The organism is Bartonella sp. MR168JLCBS (assembly GCF_042194175.1).
This window is the reverse complement of record NZ_JBHIMP010000002.1, coordinates 226613-244623: the sequence shown is the minus strand read 5'-3', so window position 1 is coordinate 244623 and position 18011 is coordinate 226613. Positions and strand designations below refer to the sequence as shown.

General features: G+C 38.2%; 15 protein-coding genes. 7 read left to right on the top strand and 8 right to left on the bottom strand.

Annotated elements, in window-relative coordinates; genetic code table 11:
- Positions 1–53: 53 nt before the first annotated feature.
- The 5 genes from acpS to rpoZ all read right to left on the bottom strand — a co-directional run bounded on the left by acpS (position 54) and on the right by rpoZ (position 4506).
- Positions 54–455: a holo-ACP synthase gene (acpS, locus tag ACFIK8_RS02995; RefSeq protein WP_375635690.1), complete on the bottom strand. Its 402-nt coding sequence runs from the start codon at positions 453–455 to the stop codon at positions 54–56.
- Complete coding sequence (locus tag ACFIK8_RS02990; protein WP_375635691.1) at positions 452–1066, bottom strand: DUF2062 domain-containing protein; 615 nt, start codon at positions 1064–1066, stop codon at positions 452–454. Before ACFIK8_RS02990 ends, acpS begins: the two co-directional genes overlap by 4 nt.
- Positions 1067–1159: 93 nt before the next feature.
- A complete protein-coding gene (gene pyrE / locus ACFIK8_RS02985; protein ID WP_375619471.1) occupies positions 1160–1738 on the bottom strand; it encodes an orotate phosphoribosyltransferase in 579 nt (192 codons plus the stop codon).
- A gap of 16 nt (positions 1739–1754) precedes the next feature.
- The gene (locus ACFIK8_RS02980; RefSeq protein ID WP_375635692.1) at positions 1755–3980 is read right to left on the bottom strand and encodes a RelA/SpoT family protein; all 2226 of its coding nucleotides are present in this window, start codon (positions 3978–3980) and stop codon (positions 1755–1757) included.
- Between the two features lie 127 nt (positions 3981–4107).
- On the bottom strand, positions 4108–4506 hold the full coding sequence (gene rpoZ / locus ACFIK8_RS02975; RefSeq protein WP_273791104.1) for a DNA-directed RNA polymerase subunit omega: 399 nt from the start codon (positions 4504–4506) through the stop codon (positions 4108–4110).
- A gap of 545 nt (positions 4507–5051) precedes the next feature.
- On the opposite strand from rpoZ, the gene ACFIK8_RS02970 reads away from it, so the two are divergent.
- Positions 5052–5732, top strand: coding sequence for a uracil-DNA glycosylase (locus ACFIK8_RS02970; protein ID WP_375635834.1), 681 nt, complete (start codon positions 5052–5054; stop codon positions 5730–5732).
- Between the two features lie 49 nt (positions 5733–5781).
- Here ACFIK8_RS02970 and smpB read toward each other — a convergent pair whose 3' ends face one another.
- Together smpB and dapA are read right to left on the bottom strand one after the other, a co-directional pair.
- Positions 5782–6258, bottom strand: coding sequence for an SsrA-binding protein SmpB (gene smpB / locus ACFIK8_RS02965; RefSeq protein WP_375668956.1), 477 nt, complete (start codon positions 6256–6258; stop codon positions 5782–5784).
- An 18-nt stretch (positions 6259–6276) separates the two neighbouring features.
- Positions 6277–7161: a 4-hydroxy-tetrahydrodipicolinate synthase gene (gene dapA / locus ACFIK8_RS02960; RefSeq protein WP_375655878.1), complete on the bottom strand. Its 885-nt coding sequence runs from the start codon at positions 7159–7161 to the stop codon at positions 6277–6279.
- A gap of 251 nt (positions 7162–7412) precedes the next feature.
- Here dapA and ACFIK8_RS02955 point away from each other — a divergent pair, with 251 nt between their 5' ends.
- On the top strand, positions 7413–9503 hold the full coding sequence (locus tag ACFIK8_RS02955) for a lytic transglycosylase domain-containing protein (protein WP_375655880.1): 2091 nt from the start codon (positions 7413–7415) through the stop codon (positions 9501–9503).
- Positions 9504–10513: 1010 nt separating this feature from the next.
- Here the strand turns inward: ACFIK8_RS02955 and ACFIK8_RS02950 are convergent.
- Positions 10514–11284 (bottom strand): energy transducer TonB, encoded by a 771-nt coding sequence (locus ACFIK8_RS02950; RefSeq protein WP_375635835.1) that lies wholly within the window; start codon positions 11282–11284, stop codon positions 10514–10516.
- Positions 11285–11530: 246 nt separating this feature from the next.
- Between ACFIK8_RS02950 and ACFIK8_RS02945 the strand changes: the two genes are divergently transcribed.
- From ACFIK8_RS02945 to ACFIK8_RS02925, 5 genes are all read left to right on the top strand, one after another.
- A complete protein-coding gene (locus ACFIK8_RS02945; protein ID WP_375635695.1) occupies positions 11531–13711 on the top strand; it encodes a TonB-dependent hemoglobin/transferrin/lactoferrin family receptor in 2181 nt (726 codons plus the stop codon).
- A gap of 271 nt (positions 13712–13982) precedes the next feature.
- Positions 13983–15026 (top strand): hemin-degrading factor, encoded by a 1044-nt coding sequence (locus tag ACFIK8_RS02940; protein WP_375635696.1) that lies wholly within the window; start codon positions 13983–13985, stop codon positions 15024–15026.
- Positions 15027–15044: 18 nt separating this feature from the next.
- The gene (locus tag ACFIK8_RS02935; protein ID WP_273788426.1) at positions 15045–15947 is read left to right on the top strand and encodes a hemin ABC transporter substrate-binding protein; all 903 of its coding nucleotides are present in this window, start codon (positions 15045–15047) and stop codon (positions 15945–15947) included.
- Positions 15948–15952: 5 nt separating this feature from the next.
- Positions 15953–17050, top strand: a complete 1098-nt coding sequence (locus tag ACFIK8_RS02930; RefSeq protein ID WP_375668955.1) for a FecCD family ABC transporter permease — start codon at positions 15953–15955, stop codon at positions 17048–17050.
- Positions 17047–17880 (top strand): heme ABC transporter ATP-binding protein, encoded by an 834-nt coding sequence (locus tag ACFIK8_RS02925; RefSeq protein WP_375635697.1) that lies wholly within the window; start codon positions 17047–17049, stop codon positions 17878–17880. Before ACFIK8_RS02930 ends, ACFIK8_RS02925 begins: the two co-directional genes overlap by 4 nt.
- Positions 17881–18011: the final 131 nt, after the last annotated feature.

The following is an 18011-nucleotide window of genomic DNA, read 5'->3' as shown; positions in this document are numbered from 1 at the left end:
TAATTTTTTTCATCATAATATTCAAATAACAAAAGCACAATCTCTCACACCATCTATCCACGTGGAAGTGCTTCGATAATAATAAATGCCTGTGCCCAAGGAAAATCATCTGTTATGCTAAGATGAATAACTGCATCATGATGAGGAGGTAATAACTTTTGAAGTTGCACTTGCGCACGATTTGTTAATTGCATTATTGGTTTACCAGATGGCAAATTAACGACCCCCATGTCTTTCCAATTGATACCACAAGCGATTCCCGTTCCTAAGGCTTTAGCGCATGCTTCTTTAGCAGCAAATCTTTTTGCATAGGAAGAGGAGCTTTTTTTGAGATTTTCGGATCTATTCCTTTCAATATCCGTAAAAATACGTTGGGTAAAACGCTCACCATAGCGAACCAACATTTTCTCAATACGTCGTATATCAACCAGATCATTTCCAAGACCAACAATCATACGGTATTACCCGATCTTTCTTCCGATGAACGCTTCTTTAAACGCCTTTTTTTTATAATCTTTTGATATCGCTTTTGTTTAAAACGAACCGTTGCTCTGTAAACACCTATATAAGATAAACCACCAAAAACAATACCTAAAAGAGTTCCACCTAAAATCATAGGACTCATAATTGTGTCCCATGCGCCTTTAAAGAGGAGAGAGAGATTTGACAATGTCAAACCATTAAATAGAGCACGAATTTGCGAAAGAGAAATCTCTTTGACATCGCTAAAAAGTGATAAACAAAAATACCCTACTTTATAATCAGCCATGACAATCAATAAAAATGTGAGTGGATTAGAAAAAATCGTCCCAATGATTGCGGCAGCAAAGTTTGCACGCAAAAGCCAAGAAAAAAATATTGCCAAAATAATATGCAACCCAAAGAAAGGGGAACAAGCTAAAAAAATGCCAACAGCAACCCCTAATGCTACTTCATGCGGTGTTGCTGATATACGCAAAATACGTTTATGTATGTAGCAAAATGAGCGAGAAAATGAACGACGTGGCCATAACCAAAGTCGAATACGCGTTACAAAATCTATTGGTTCTCGACTACGAAAAAGCATATGACTCTCAATATACATCTTTTGATGATGAAATAATTTATATCATCCAAATTAATCTTTTTAAGCTTTTGCACAAAAAAAATAGAACGACAATTAAATATTTCGACTGCCTGGTTTAATCGCTGGAAGAACAGAAAGCTCTGCAGGAAGTGCATCACTAGTATAAGAGGTTATCTCATATTCAGCAAGCGCAATCAATGGAACTCCAACATTGACCTTACCACCAGAACGATCAAGGATACATGCACTGGCCAATACCTCTGCTCCTGCTGCAACAAGCGCCTCAATAGTCTCACGAATGGAAAGACCCGTTGTCACAATATCTTCGACAATAACAACCCGTGCACCCTTCTTGATTTCAAAACGACGCAATTCAAAGATGCCATTTACACGCTCTACCCAAAGAGAAGGAACACCAAGGTGACGTGAAGTTTCATAGGAAGGAATAAGGCCGCCAATTGCGGGACCAACAACATAATCAATTTTTCCCTCGATAGATTTTTTGATTTTTTCAGCCAATCCACGACATAACTTTTCCGTCAAGTCAGCATGCATGAATACTTTCGCTTTTTGCATATAAGTCGCACTATGGCGCCCCGATGTTAAAATAAAATGCCCTTCTAGAATAGCATCTGCTTGTTTAAAAATATCAATGACATCTTGTGTATTCATTGCAAAATCTTTCTTTTTATCCATGAACCCGCCGTACTGTACTTACTGAACCTGCCTCTTTTAACTGAGAAAAAATACGATTCAAATGTTTTAAATCCCACACTTCCAAATCAATCATAATTTCTGTAAAATCCGGTGCTGTACGGATAAAAGATAAATTTTGGATATTGGCATCGTTAGCAGAAATTATTTGTGTAATTTCAGCCAAAGAGCCAGGACTATTTACAACCAAAATATTTATCCGTGCAGGAAAACGTTCATTCATTTGGGCATCAATATCCCAGCGGACATCAATCCATCGTTCTGGCTGATCATCATATGCCATCAAAGCTGAAGACTGTATTGGATAAATAACGATCCCAGCTCCGGGCTGCATAATACCAACAATCCGATCTCCAGGTACTGCTCCTTCCGGTGAAAAACGTACGGGTATATCTCCACGGGTTCCTCTAATAGGCAATGCTTTAGATTGATGATTCTCGACCATTGCATTTTTTTCATTTTCTGGAACTTTAAAAATCATACCTTGAGCATTCTCAATATTAAACCAACCTTCTTCCCCAGGCTTAAAAGATGACTTTTGTACCACACGGTGATCTTGATAATCAGGATAAACCGCTTTAATCACATCAGCGGAAAACAGCTCTCCACGCCCAACAGCAGCCAATACATCCTCTACATCTTTACGTGCTAAACGTGGCAAAACTTTCTTCAAAACGTCTTTTGAAAATTGTTTTCCCATATATTCAAATGAACGCTCGAGAATACGATATCCTAAACCCGAATATTGTTTACGTACCGCGGCACGACTTGCTCGTCGAATAGCTGAACGTGCTTTACCTGTGACAACAAGAAATTCCCATGCAGCTGGCGGAATTTGAGCATGTGAACGAATAATATCAACTTCATCACCATTTTTTAATTTGGTCATTAAAGGCATAATACGACCATTGATTTTCACACCCACACAAGAATCACCGATGTCTGTATGGACGGCATAAGCAAAATCAATAGGCGTAGCTCCTTTAGGAAAAGCAATTAATCGACCTTTCGGCGTAAAACAAAAAACTTGATCTTGAAAAAGCTCAAGCTTTGTGTGTTCTAAAAATTCTTCCGGATTATCTCCATCTGACAAAGATTGTATCGTTTGACGCAACCATGCATACGCATTTGTTTCATTTGATAACCTCGAAGCCGAATAATTAGAACCTTGCTCTTTATAAATGGAATGTGCCGCAACGCCATATTCAGCAATTTCATCCATAGCAGCAGTTCTAATCTGCAATTCAACACGTTGTCGCGATGGTCCCACAATCGTTGTATGAATGGAACGATAATCATTCTGCTTTGGTATAGAAATATAATCTTTAAAACGACCAGGAACCATTGGCCACGTCGTATGAATGACACCAAGAGCGCGATAACAATCATGCACTGTTTCAACAATCACACGAAATCCAAAAATATCGGATAATTGTTCAAAAGAAAGCGCCTTGCTTTCCATTTTGCGAAAGACGGAATACGATTTTTTCTGACGGCTTTTAACATTCGCTTTAATGCCATGCTCGAAAAAAAGTTTTGTCAACTCGTTTTCAATTGTGGAAAGCAAATCACGATTGCGTTTTGATAACTCAGAAAGACGATTGGTAATCGTACGATAACCTTCTGGATTTAAATAAAAGAAAGAAAGATCCTCTAATTCCTCGCGCATATCTTGCATACCCATACGACCAGCAAGCGGCGCATAAATATCCATCGTCTCCTCAGCAATTCGCCGACGTTTATCATCACGCATAACACCAAGGGTGCGCATATTATGAAGACGATCAGCAAGTTTGACTAAAAGAACACGAACATCATCAGAGATGGCAATAAGAAGCTTACGAAGATTTTCTGCCTGTACGGCTTTCTTTGATACAAGATCAAGCTTATTAAGCTTTGTAAGTCCTTCAACCAACTTCCCAATTTCAGAACCAAAAAGCTGATCAATTTCTGCTCGTGTAGCGCTTGTATCTTCAATTGTATCATGCAAAAGAGCAACAGCAATCGTCGCCTCATCCAACCGCATATCTGTCAAAATAGCAGCAACTTCTAAAGGATGAGAAAAATAAAGATCACCTGAAGCACGCTTTTGATGTGCATGCTTTCTCATTGCATAATCATAGGCCCTGTTTAAAAGAGCCTCATCTACGTCAGACTTGTAACGTTGAACACGTCCAACAAGCTCACACTGACGCATCATACGAGCATATCCTTTATCTTTTCACACCCCTAATCCTTATTGAACACGTCTTATCAATAAAAGACAAGAAAAATAACGGCTCCTTACAGACAAGGTATCTTTACTCCTGTAATATAAAATGCCGCAATTAATAATCGTCACTTTTTTCTGGAACAACCAAACCTTCAATACCCGCTAAAAGCTCTTCCTCTGACATATGATCAAATGAAGTACCTTCTTCTTGCGACGACGTATTAAAAACACTTTCAGCTTCACCTGAATGGGTAATAAATTCACTTGCCATTTCTGGCTCATCTACTTCCACATGCTTTTGCAGCGAATGAATAAGGTCTTCCTTTAAATCAGCAGGCGACAATGTTTCTTCTGCTATTTCACGCAAAGCAACAACTGGATTTTTATCATTATCACGATCAACCGTAATCTGCGCTCCTTGTGAAATCTGACGCGCCCGATGACCTGCTAAAAGTACCAATTCAAAGCGGTTGTCAACTTTATCAATACAATCTTCTACCGTTACGCGGGCCATTTATGCCTCTTTCTCAAATAAAAAAATTTAATAGCGGATAGAGGAGTATATACAATAATCAAAATAAAACACAAGAAAAACAACACAAACTTTTATATTTTTTGATTAAAGAACTTATTTAAGAAAATTCTTGGAAAATTTATAAAAATGTATAACCTATCCATGCTCGTTATCAAAGCTGCTCTTAAAAGCATTCCAATAGATTGGCTTCAAACAAGGGGAGGTCTTTCTTGACAAAATACTTGTCTGGAGTCTTCATCCTTTTAAAAGGAACACCAGCTGTTTAAAATCCTTTGCAATAACGACAGCCTTATGCATACTTTTTATGATAATATCTTTATTTAAAGAGAGAACTTTTTTTCTTTGAACATCATGTGTATTGTACTCTTATTCATCAAATAAATTACTGAAAGATTACCTCTCTGTACATAATAATTAGCAATAAGTTTATATTAAACTTTATTTATATTCATTATAGATTGTTTATCAAAACATAACCCGTCATATACGCTATAAAAGACTCAAAAAAATAGAAAAAACGATTGATGCCTAACACCACGAATAGCCAATTAACATCGCTTTGCCCAGAACCACCCCAAAATTGCAATTTATGTCCTAGGCTCCATCAGTTTATCGCTGACTGGCGTATCAAAGAACCAAGTTGGTATAACGCACCGGTGCGCCCCTTCTTTCCTTATAAAGGAGCAGACACAACGCGCCTTCTTATTGTTGGGCTTGCTCCTGGATTACGCGGAGCAAATCGAACTGGACGTCCATTCACTGGTGATTATGCTGGGCACTTACTTTATTCAACTTTAAAAAAATTTGGTTTTGCCCAAGGAACCTTTGAAGAAAGAGCAGACGATACTCTTGAGCTGATTGATGCAGCAATCGTCAACTCTGTTCGTTGTGTTCCCCCAGAAAATAAACCCACCGGTGCAGAAATTAACACGTGCCGCTATTTCTTCTCACCTCTTTTAACAAATCTTCCCAAACTTAAAGCCGTTATTACCTTAGGCACCATTGCGCACCATTCAACGATACGTGCCCTTAATGCAAAAGTTTTAGCTCACCCTTTTGGACACGGCGAAATTCATAACATCGGCAGATTACGCATCTTTTCGAGCTATCACTGTTCTCGTTATAATACAAATACTGGACGCTTGACAGACGCCATGTTTCACCAAATTTTTCAAGCAGCAAAAACATACTTAGATCAATGCTAAAACTGTTTTAAACCAGCGCTATAAATAAAGGATATCTAAATCGCATCCGTCATTCATATCTTTTTAAAAGTCTTGCTTTTTCACGTCCCCAATCGCGTTTTTTTTCCGTTTCGCGCTTATCATGAAGCTTTTTTCCCCGCGCTAGAGCAATCTCCAACTTAACGCGCCCTCGTTCATTAAAATAAAGTTTAAGAGGAACAAGTGTCATTCCTTCACGAGACGTTGCATTAAAAAAACGTGCCATCTCACGTTTTGAAAGTAATAACTTGCGCAAACGTCGCGGTTCATGATTAAAACGATTAGCCTGCGTATATTCAGGAATATAGCTGTTTACTAACCATAATTCCCCATTCTCAAAACTCGCATAGCTTTCAGCAATATTGGCATGATTAGAACGTAAGGACTTTACTTCCGCTCCCTGAAGGACAAGACCGGCCTCGAGATTATTAAGGATTTCAAAATTAAAACGTGCTTTACGATTGTCAGCAATTATTTTCCGTACGGGCGCGTTCTTTTTTTTATTCATGGCTTTGTCAATATCATTTTATGCTTTTAAAATACCAGCATGACTGAGGGCTACATCAATAATCTTCTTTGTTCTTTCTGTTAATGGAACAATCGGAGAACGCACAGTATCACCACAAAATCCTAATTTTGCAGCAGCATATTTAATACCCGCTGGACTAGGCTCAATAAACACAGCACGATTAAGAGGCATCAAGCGATCATTTAATTCTCGTGCTGTTTTATAATCACCACGAAAACAAGCAGCTTGAAGCTCTGCACACAGCTTTGGAGCAACATTGGAGGAAACTGAAATACACCCCATACCTCCATGTGCATTAAAACCTAACGCTGTACAATCATCACCGGAAAGCTGTACAAAATCCTTCCCACACTTTTCACGTTGTTCACTAACGCGTTCAATTCTGCTCGTTGCATCTTTTACACCAATGATATTTTTAAAATCTTGATAAAGGTCTTTCATCGTTTCCACAGCCATATCGATAACAGAACGACCAGGAATATTATAAATTATAATCGGAATAGAAACAGCTTTGGCAATGGAAGAAAAATGTTTGTATAAACCAGATTGATTTGGTCTATTATAATAGGGAGTGACAACCAAAACTGCATCTGCACCAGCTTTTTGCGCGTATTGTGCAAGCTCTACAGCCTCACTTGTGCTATTTGATCCCGCTCCAGCAACAACAGGAACACGCTTTGCGACCTGCTCAACACACAATTCTATAATCCGCTTATGTTCTTCATGACTTAACGTTGCTGATTCACCGGTTGTCCCAACTGGGCTTACACCGTTAATCCCTTGTGTGATCTGCCATTCAATAAAATCACAAAACGCCTTCTCATCAATTTCGCCCTTATTATCAAACGGTGTAATAAGCGCAGTTATAGCTCCCTTGAGCATGATAAACTCCCTATAATATTCGCTTTTATTTTTTTAATAATCGCCTTTTATAAATTTTAAATAGAGCATAATCTTGCTCTATCATTGAAGCAAGATGAATTTCAAAAAAAGCCCTCATAAGATGAAAATGTCCCTCCTTAAATGTTGGACATTTGTTTAAAATAAACCGTCTATATTAACGCGTTTTTCATGCTTGTGTTCTATAAATCCTTAAGTTTTTACAAAAAGCAAGGTCTCAAGGTCTTTTCTCTATGCGTGTATTTTCCACCTCTCTTTTCGTATCAACCTTTACTGCACTTATACTGGCAATAAGAATTTTATTTTCAAGTGCATCCGCGCAAACACCTCTTTTGCACGGGAAAGCGCCAATCCCTTTGGTGCGCCCTACTCTCTTTCCCGAAAAAGGAGCTCAAGAGCCTCTTCCACAGATACACACGACATCACACAATACTGCTACACTTCAGCAACTGAAAGCTGGGCTAGATACACTAGCAAACAACAATATTGCAAAAACAATAAATCTTCGTAATTCAATGGAAAAACATAGCCTTGATCGTCATATTTTGACATGGGCGCTGGGGATATCAAACAAAGCTAATATACCAAGTTCTGAAATATTTAATGCAATCAACATGCTAAAAGGATGGCCCGGTATAGAAACGATGCAACGCAATGCTGAACGTGCTTTTCTTAACGAAACCAACCTCACACGCGCAATCATCCAAAAATTTTCTCATCACCCGCCCCAAACAGCGCAAGGAATGGCTCTCTTCGCTAAAGCACTTATTGCAACGGGACAAACCACTCGTGCTCGACACGTTATTGCGCCATGGTGGCATAAAACACAGCTTAATGCAAAAGAAGAAATATTTGTTCTTAAAAATGCAAGCGTTGCATTAAAACCCATTGATCATTTGAAACGCATGCAATTTATGCTGTATGCATATCGTTTTGATTCAGCAGCACGCGTTGCAAAATTAGCCCATGCTCAATCTCTTTTTGATGCTTTTGTGGCCGTTGAAAAAAATGACCCTAGAGCTACACAAAAATTAAAAGCTGTAGAGAGATCATGGCAAAAAGATCCTCTTTTTCAGTTTGCTCGAATACGCCATCTTCGACGAACAGAGCAATATAATGCAGCCGCAGCACTCATGATGAAAACATCAAAAGATGCATTCCGCCTTATGAACCCTCATTCATTGTGGAAAGAACAACGCGCCCTTTCTCGTGAAATGCTCGATTTAAACAAACCCAAAATTGCTTATCAACTCGTTGCAATGCACACTGGTATAACATCTGCATTAGCTATCGATGCTGAGTTTCATGCAGGATGGTACGCACTACGGTTTCTTCATAACCCTAAATTGGCAATGCAGCATTTTTCACGTATTCCTCAACTCTCTTCTTTACCTTTTTCTGCATCACGTGGATATTACTGGATGGGACGAACAGCAGAAACGCTAGAAGAACATAAAAATGCCCAGCAATACTTTCATCGCGCAGCTCATTTTGGTGCAACTTACTATGGTCAATTAGCCGCTGCACGACTCAACCAAAAAAAGCTTAAAGTTTCCTTTCCCAAACCAACAACCGCTGAGCGACAACATTTTAGTGCACGAAAAGCGATCAAAGCAATTCAACGTCTTGAAGCAGCCGGCTATGCTGATTTTGCTAAAATTTTTTATAGAGAGCTCGGAAAAAAAATAGAAAGCCCCGGCGAATTAGCCCTTCTGGCTGTTATGGCAGAAAAAAATGGAGACTATTATACCAGCCTCAAAATTGGAAAAATGGCTGTCTTTCAGGGAAAAAATGTCGGTGCACTCTCTCATCCTCTGGGAGCTATACCAGCTTCTACTAATATTTCTGTAGAAGAAAAATCGCTTATCTATGCCATTGCACGCCAAGAAAGCGAATTTAATCCAACAGCCATATCAAAAGCAGGCGCACAAGGTATACTCCAATTGCTTCCTACAACAGCAAAAGCATTGGCAAAAAAATACTCAATCGCATGGTCTCCTAAAAAATTTAGCAGTGATGCTCATTATAATGCAACATTAGGTGCCCATTTTCTCAATGAACAATTGGAACGTTTTAATGGATCCTATATACTAACTCTTATTGGCTATAATGCGGGTCCCCGTCGAGTCAATGAATGGATAAAACGTTATGGCGATCCTCGAGGACAATCTCTCGATAACGTCATTGATTGGATTGAGCGTATTCCTTATACAGAAACACGTAATTACGTGATGCGTGTCATGGAAAATTATGGTGTCTACAAAGCAAGACTCACTGGGAAAATAGATATAAAAACCGACCTGCTTTCTGGTCGACGGAAATGATATGCCTTAACTTCCCAAATAGTATTTGAAAGTGTTCATAAGAAGTGTTTTTATTCCTTTTTAAATAATACCCACATACCAACCTGCTTATGATATATATAAGCAAGTAATTTTAATTGATTCAGTATCAATAAATTCGAAATGAGAAAACCCTACGCTATTCAGATCTTTTATTTCAAACACAAAATGATAAATTATCATTATAAATCAACATGTTGTACAAATAGTTCATTTCTTCTCAACATAAACGACAATATCATAGATGATTACAAATAGGTCATTTTTTTACTGTTGCTTATTAGTGTCAATATTCAAATCTTGTACAACAGCATATTTTAAGACTATTTTGTTCTGCTTATAACATTTCTATACCAAATAAGAGTACGTTATTATGTATATCGTTTGGATTATCTCTAATAACAGAAAGACAGACTCATTGAGTTAGAAAGCTTTAAAGACAAACAATTCTCTTCTACCCCTTCCCTTTTCATTCGGGTTTACGACTTTTAAATATGTCAATATCTTTTAATGATGAAGATAAAGCTTTGCTTTTTTCCCCCATTTTTACATATAAGCTCACATCCTTCACACAAAACAGAGCATCTCAAAATAGTATGTTTTTCTTATTTATATTCTTGTTTTATTTTAATGTTTCTAAGGCCATTTCACAACGGTGTATCTGAAAAGTATTTACGAAAATCCTCTCACGAATGGTATAAAAATCGATGAGACACGATTAACCTTTACTGAATAAAAGCTATAGCTCTATCATCCCTTAACTCCCAATGTTGTAACAGCCCTTTCATTTAGAGCATTCATAAGAAATATATTCACTGCTTTTTAGAAGTTTTATATCCATGCTCCCCCTCAACTTGTGTCATAAGTAAGCGAATGGTTTTGATTGATACAACGTCAAAAAAATCGAACGAACTATATTTTAACTTTTGTTAAAATTATAAATAATTATTATAAATCAATATATTATAAGAATAAGCGCCCTATATAAAAAATCAGCTAAATATCAGGGATACTCTGATTATTTTATTCACTTTTGATAGTGGTGGTGGTGGAAAAGAACCAACGCGTTGAAGTGCCGCCATCGCTAATCGATCAAGTTCCGGATTACCAGCAGAGACTGCCACACGACTAGAAAAAATACTTCCTTGCTCATGCACCATAAATTCTAACTTCACCGTTCCTTTTGCACGACTGGTACGCTGTCCCACAATATAATTTTTTTGCCTTTCTAATTGTGACTGTACCTTTGCTAACCACTCCATTAACAACATATCTTCAAGCCCTGCCGTACCGACGCCCTTGTTGGTGGAAGAAGAACGTACCGCCTTTGCATTAGAGCGCTTTACTACAGCCTTTGTCATCGGTATTGTTTTTTTGATAAACGCTTTATGCTCCACTTTTTGAGGAAGCGGTTCTTCCAAAGACTTTAAGTCATCTTGTTCTATCATATGCTGAGGTTCTTCCGATTGAACTTCATCCACGGATTCCAATTCCTCTGACTCCTTCTCTAAAAGATCAGACTGTAATACTTTTGGCTCTGTATTAATATCCGACTCTGTATGAATATCTGACAAGTCTGTATCAACATCCGGATAGATAGTTTCTTGCACAAAAGTCAGCATAATCTCCGAAGAGAGCAAGCCATTACTTACACCCGTACTTTGAAAATAAAACTGCGCTCCCAATAATACATGCAAAAAGAAAGCTCCAATAAATGCACCAATCCAAAGAGTTAATAATTGCTTCGTATTTGCAAAATTCATCGTTTCTTCTGCCACTATTTTAAGCTTAGTATTGGTGTCCAATCTCATTAAAACAGGCTATTTTGAAATTGCAACTTTTTTCTTGACTGATTTTGTCATGTTTAATATGGTTTTCTAGTGGTTTTGTGTTGTTGTCAAAATCATTTCTACTTGGCTGGCAAGTTTTAATCAGCGGGTCCAGCTTTTTTTGTATGTAAATAAAATTTCAAAACAGAGAGGGGACGTTTAAAAGGGTTGTGATGTGTTATGCAAATAAGACGAAAAAATATCTATAGAAGCTGTGTGATTTTAAGTGCATTATCGGTCTGTATGCCTTCATTTGTTTTGGCACAAAATAAAGATGGAGGTTCTATCACTGAACTCAAGCCAATTGTTATTAAAGAGAAAAAAATAGGAACGGCCTTGGATTCGGTCACTATTTTGACAGATCGGAAAACCGCGAAGGATATTCGTGAGAAACAAATAACTGATGCCTATGATATTAGTCGTCTTTATCCAACCGTGGGGTATAACCCAAGCAATAACAGTTTTGTCATGCGTGGTTTAGAAGCAAACCGTGTTCTCACAACAATGGATGGTATTGTTCTTCCATGGTTCAATGATATATTGCGTGAGAACAGTGGTAACACAATGTTTGACTTTAGTGCGCTTTCCACACTTGATGTTATTCAGGGATCGGATTCTAGTCTTTATGGCTCTGGTGCACTAGGAGGAGTTGTTGCGTTGCGTACCCTTGATCCTGAAGATCTTATCACAGAAGGAAAAAATTGGGGTGGTCTTATAAGAGGTGGTTATCATTCTGTTGATAATAGTTGGCACGTAGATCAAGCTGTTGCAATGCGTGCTCAACAAACGTTTTTGCTTTTCCAAGGTTCTTATGCGGAAGGTCATGAGCGCAAAAATATGGGAACTCTAGAAGGCTATGAAGAGCGCACACGTAAAAACCCTGCTCATTTTGACCAAAATAATTTGCTCTTTAAAATTCACCAATACCTTGATGACAATCACCGGCTTGGTTTTACAGCAGAGCGTTTTGGTCACAATATTGATACACATTTATTGAATGCTTCTGAAAGATCTTATGCCCGTGGTTCCGTTTATGATAAGAGCGACAAACTCCGTGAACGCCTTTCTCTTTCTTATGACTATAACGGCAATGAAGATGCTATTTTTGATGCGTTTCGTGGACAGATTTATTGGCAAAGACAGTCAAGTCATGATATTACGACTTCATTTCGTGTTCGGGCGCCCAAAGGGGATTTTTTGAGAGATAATTTTTTGCGTAATACCAATTATGGTTTCAATGCTGATGCTCTCAAGAAAATTCATATTGGCACTGTAGATCATACGTTAAAGATTACCGCTAACGTCTTGTCATCTAAGTTTCATCATTATTTGTTCGGGAAAGATAATTGTCACTTGCCGGAAAATGCACGGGGGTGCCTCTTTGTACCCGCTAATCGGTCAGATTCACCAGATACAAATGGCTATAATTTGGGTTTTGTTTTTGAAGATGAAATTGGCTTTGCTGATAACCATTTCCGTATAACACCTGGAATTCGTTATGATTGGTATAAGTATATCCCTCAGAAAACGTCTTCTTATGAGAAAGCTCTGCTTTCTGACAAATTTCCTCCAGAAAGAAATGGTTCACGTTTTTCTCCCAAATTACGTATGGAGTGGGATGTTCGTGATCAAGTAACACTTTATGCTCAATGGGCACAGGCTTTTCGTGCACCACGTGTTGCAGAACTTTACGTCTCTTATATGAAACCCCCTGCTTATTACTCGAAGGGCAACCCTGATTTAAAAGCAGAAACGAGCAATGGGTATGATGTTGGCATAAGGTATGGAAATGGAAATTTCGGTGGTTCACTCAGTGCCTTTTTCAATCAATACAAGGACTTCATAGATACTGTGGATATAGGGCCATCAGAGGAATACCGATTGGGACGTCGCCATTATACAAATCGTGCGAATGTGCGTATTTATGGTGCTGAAGCAAAAATACATTTGGCTCTTAATGATGGATTCCATAGCAATTTTTCTCTTACCTATTCGCAAGGAAAGGATCTTGATAAAGATGAATATCTTAACTCAATTCCAGCTTTAAAAGTGATTGCTGGGATCGGATATGCAAAAGAAATCTGGGGAGCAGACGTCGTGCTTACCTCATCTGCCAAACGTGATAAAGTTGCTAAGGAATCGGACTATCAAAAAATTCCAGGTTATAATATTATTGATGTGTCAGGTTGGTTGAAGCCCTTTGGTGAAAAGGGTCCTGTTATAAGGGCTGGTGTTTATAATCTGTTCAATCAAAAATATTGGAATGTATCAGATCTTCCTTCCGGTGAAAGCTCAACGCCGAAGGATTATTATAGTCAGCCTGGTCGCAACTTTAAAGTTTCGTTCGTGCAAAAATTTTAGTCACTTTTGTTAACCATTAGATCAATGAAAAAGGTTATATCGATAAAGAATAAATTGTTGCGTTTCTATTCTTATTGTTCTTTGAACAACAAATTTTGAGGTTTGCGCTTTAACTCTTTGTAATTTATTGTTTTTTATTGTTCTATTGTTGATAAAATAAGGGCTTGTTTGGTGGTGAGTTGAACCATTAGTTGATAGTGGTTCAACTCACTTTCTTTGATTTGAAAAATTAAACAATTAACCTTTAAACAGGTAACATAAGGATAAGCCTATGTCATACACAGCCGAAATGATTATTCGCTTGCGTGAAGAAAAAAAAGAGATGCGTAGCCGCGATTTTGCGGACTCTATTGGTATATCCGAAGCAGAACTCATTGCGGCTTATTGTACAATTGGAAAAGCAAAAAAACTACGCGCTGATGTCGCTACTCTCTTGGAAAATGCTCCTAAACTTGGAATAGTCATGGCATTAACACGGAATGAAAATGCTGTCCATGAAATAACAGGATGTTTTGAGAAGATTGTTCAAAGTCAGCATATTCCGATAACACTCGGTGAAATTGACTTGCGTATTTTTTCAAAACAGTGGAAGTTTGGTTTCGAGCATGACGTGACTATTCTCGGAACACCTATGAAAAGTCTGCAATTTTTTGATCAATATGGCATTGCTATTTTCAAACTCTATTCTCAAGACGCAACAAATATGGAAGAATGGGCTGCACTTGTTGAAAAGTTGCTTCATGACGATCAATCATCCGCACTTGATATTTCTCCCGCTCCTACTCCAGTACAATGTGATACGGCAAAGTTAGATGTTGAAAAGTTCCGAGATCGTTGGCGACAGATGACTGATGTGCATCAACTTCATGGAATTATTTCTGAACTGAAAATTAATCGACATAATGCTGTAAAACATGCCGGAAATGAATTTGCCGATGAGTTAAAAATAGAAGCTGTTGAGATGATGCTCAAACAAGTTGTACGAGAAGAGTTACCAATTATGTGTTTTGTTGGAAATAAAGGATGTATCCAAATTTTCACTGGACAAGTAAAGAACATTAAGCAAATGGGACCTTGGCTTAATGTTCTCGATCAGAAATTTCACCTCCATTTACTCGTTTCTGGAATCAAGAAGGTATGGCGTGTTCGCAAACCTACAATTGATGGGTATGTCAACTCACTTGAAGTTTTCGATAAAGATGATGAGATGATTATTCAATTCTTTGGCGTACGCAAGGAGGGCCAAAAAGAACGTGACGATTGGCGCTCTTTATTGAATGGTTTACCATCGTGTCAAGAAAACAGCAGTAACTAAGATAAGGTAAGGTCAGACATGTTCATATCTCTTTTGCATAGGTTATCAAACCTTTTCCTTATATGTTTACTGCTCTCTCTTACCTGTTTTTCTAAACAAGTGATTGCTGAACCTACAACCCGTTTTCCTGAAAATGCTCGAATTGTTTCTATCGGCGGAGCACTTACAGAAATTGTCTATGCATTGGGAGCCCAAGATCAACTTGTCGCCCGTGATAGTACAAGCGTCTACCCACAAGAAGCGCTCAAGCTTCCTGTGCTTGGATATATGCGTGCTCTTTCACCGGAGGGTGTTTTATCACTTGCCCCAGAGGGCATATTACTTGTTGAAGGAAGCGGTCCCGCTTCAACAATTGATATTCTCAAAAAAACATCAATACCTCTGGTGATCATACCAGAAGACTACTCCCGTGAAAATGTGATCGAAAAGATTCGCCTCGTTGGCCAAGCTATTCATCGAGAAGTGCAAGCGGCTGCGTTAATTGAAAAATTGAAGCGTAATTTTTTAGAAAACGATGCGCTTTTGGCGAAAGTAACAACACCAAAGCGTGTTCTTTTTGTTTTCTCTGTGCAAAATGGACGCGTCATGGCATCTGGAACAGGTACTGCAGCTGATAGTATGATAAAACTTTCAGGTGCTATCAATGCTATCACCGATTATAAAGGATATAAACTTCTCAATGGCGAAGCGTTATTGAAATCAGATCCTGATGTTATCTTACTTGTAAAACATGGTGCAAGATCAACCAGCATTGATAAGATTTTAGCCATACCGGCAGTTCAAGCAACAACAGCAGCAAAAAATCATGCCATAAAACAGATGGATGCTATGTATTTTTTAGGATTTGGTCCACGCACTGCAGACGCATCAAGAGAGCTTATTGAGATACTTTATGGTGCAAATCAAAACGGTAAGAGCTGATAAAAATGGTAGACGGTACATCCATGATGCATTTACCTGAAGCAAAAGAAGGTAAAAAAATAAACCGTTCAAAGCAGGGGAAGATTTTATTATTAAGCTTAATAATATTCCTTATCTTCAGTATTTTTGGTGGGCTCTTGAATGGTGCCGCAAAGGTTTCTTTCGTTGATCTCCTCCATGTAATGCTTACACAAGATTTTTCAGTAAGTAGTAAAACGCGTGATTACCTCGTGCTTATCGACATAAGGCTTCCCCGTGTTATCTTTGGATTGTTGATTGGAGCAGCTTTAGCTGTCTCCGGTGTTCTTATGCAAGGGCTTTTCCGTAATCCTCTTGCAGATCCTGGAATTATAGGTGTATCAGCAGGTGCTGGACTTGGAGCAGTCTTAGCAATTGTTGTCGGTATTGCTTTTCCTATTTCATTTGCACCTTTTCTAGAGCCTTACAAAGTTATCATAGGTGCTTTTTTTGGTGGACTTTTATCAACGATTATTCTCTACATAATAGCAACGCATAATAGTTTTACCTCTATTGCAACCATGCTGCTTGCTGGTATTGCTCTTGGTGCATTAAGCAGTGCAGTTGTTGGAACATTGATTTTTATCGCAAATGACCAACAACTCCGTGATATCACTTTTTGGAGTCTTGGCTCTCTTGCGGGCGCTACGTGGTTGAAAGTATGGCTCGTTCTCCCTTTCATCGTTATTGGTCTTCTTTTCTCTCCCTTTTTATCACGAGCACTTAATGCCCTTGCTCTTGGAGAAGCTGTTGCTGGCCATATTGGTTTCCATATTCAACGCGTTAAAAATATTGCTATTCCCCTTGTTGCTCTTATGTGTGGTAGTGCTGTTGCTGTCAGTGGTGGTATTGGTTTTATTGGTATTATTGTTCCTCATATTTTACGTCAACTCATTGGTCCTGATCATCGCTATCTCATTCCTTGCTCTGCTCTCTTGGGAGCAGCATTACTTATTTTTGCTGATACGTTTGCACGCTTAATTGTTGCCCCCGCAGAATTGCCAATTGGAATTGTAACAGCACTTTTTGGTGCACCTTTCTTTCTATGGATCCTTATATGCAAACGAAGAACAGACTTTTCATGATTGAAGCGACAAATATTTGTGTTCAGCGCGGAAAGAAGCAGATTCTTAAACACATTAATCTTCAAGCTAAAAGTGGTGCTTTTACCATTATTATTGGTCCTAATGGATCAGGAAAAAGTACTTTTATCAAAGCTCTGAGTGGTGAAATTCCTTACAGTGGAAAAATAACCTTAAATGGTTATAATGTATGCCAAACAAAAACTCATGAAATGGCCAAAATGCGCGCTATACTACCACAATCAACAACGCTCGTATTTCCATTCTTAGTCCATGAAGTTGTAGGGCTTGGCCTTTCTGTAAACCAATTTACCATTACCAAAGCCGAAGTGCAAAATCTTATCCAAAAAGCTTTAGAGTGCGTTGACCTTGCTGATTATGGCAACCTATATTATCACCAATTATCAGGCGGAGAACAAGCTAGAGTACAACTTGCCCGTGTACTTTGCCAAATCTGGAAACCTGTTCATAATGGAATTCCTCGCTGGATGATATTAGATGAACCTATTGCTAGCCTCGATATTCAACATCAAATCATCGTTATGGATATTGCCAAAAATTTCGCCCATTCTGGTGGCGGCGTTCTTGCTGTTCTTCATGACCTCAATCTCGCAGCACATTATGCAGATAACATGATTTTGCTCAAGGAAGGAGAGGTTTATTGCGAAGGAAATGCAACTAACGTTTTAACAACACAAAATCTCCGCGATGTTTATCATTGTTCTTTAAACGTTTCTGAATTACCTAAAGAAGATATCCCTTTTATACTCCCTCAAACGGCATCCTCCTATGAAATTAAATCTCTAAGCTATCGGTTTCAATCTAAAAACTAAAGTCCATAGAAAAATAAAACATGCAAATATTCAAGAATTTTTTTATTTTTATATGAGTTTTTTTTGTCATCTGTCATTTTAAAAAATTGTTTTTTTCGACTCTCTCAAGTATCATATTAACAGTATAGATT

Bases quoted from the DNA above. Each gene is read 5' to 3' on its own strand.
- acpS (WP_375635690.1), bottom strand. From the start codon at position 455: ATGATTGTTGGTCTTGGAAATGATCTGGTTGATATACGACGTATTGAG.
- ACFIK8_RS02990 (WP_375635691.1), bottom strand. From the start codon at position 1,066: ATGCTTTTTCGTAGTCGAGAACCAATAGATTTTGTAACGCGTATTCGA.
- pyrE (WP_375619471.1), bottom strand. From the start codon at position 1,738: ATGAATACACAAGATGTCATTGATATTTTTAAACAAGCAGATGCTATT.
- ACFIK8_RS02980 (WP_375635692.1), bottom strand. From the start codon at position 3,980: ATGATGCGTCAGTGTGAGCTTGTTGGACGTGTTCAACGTTACAAGTCT.
- rpoZ (WP_273791104.1), bottom strand. From the start codon at position 4,506: ATGGCCCGCGTAACGGTAGAAGATTGTATTGATAAAGTTGACAACCGC.
- ACFIK8_RS02970 (WP_375635834.1), top strand. From the start codon at position 5,052: ATGCCTAACACCACGAATAGCCAATTAACATCGCTTTGCCCAGAACCA.
- smpB (WP_375668956.1), bottom strand. From the start codon at position 6,258: ATGAATAAAAAAAAGAACGCGCCCGTACGGAAAATAATTGCTGACAAT.
- dapA (WP_375655878.1), bottom strand. From the start codon at position 7,161: ATGCTCAAGGGAGCTATAACTGCGCTTATTACACCGTTTGATAATAAG.
- ACFIK8_RS02955 (WP_375655880.1), top strand. From the start codon at position 7,413: ATGCGTGTATTTTCCACCTCTCTTTTCGTATCAACCTTTACTGCACTT.
- ACFIK8_RS02950 (WP_375635835.1), bottom strand. From the start codon at position 11,284: ATGAATTTTGCAAATACGAAGCAATTATTAACTCTTTGGATTGGTGCA.
- ACFIK8_RS02945 (WP_375635695.1), top strand. From the start codon at position 11,531: ATGCAAATAAGACGAAAAAATATCTATAGAAGCTGTGTGATTTTAAGT.
- ACFIK8_RS02940 (WP_375635696.1), top strand. From the start codon at position 13,983: ATGTCATACACAGCCGAAATGATTATTCGCTTGCGTGAAGAAAAAAAA.
- ACFIK8_RS02935 (WP_273788426.1), top strand. From the start codon at position 15,045: ATGTTCATATCTCTTTTGCATAGGTTATCAAACCTTTTCCTTATATGT.
- ACFIK8_RS02930 (WP_375668955.1), top strand. From the start codon at position 15,953: ATGGTAGACGGTACATCCATGATGCATTTACCTGAAGCAAAAGAAGGT.
- ACFIK8_RS02925 (WP_375635697.1), top strand. From the start codon at position 17,047: ATGATTGAAGCGACAAATATTTGTGTTCAGCGCGGAAAGAAGCAGATT.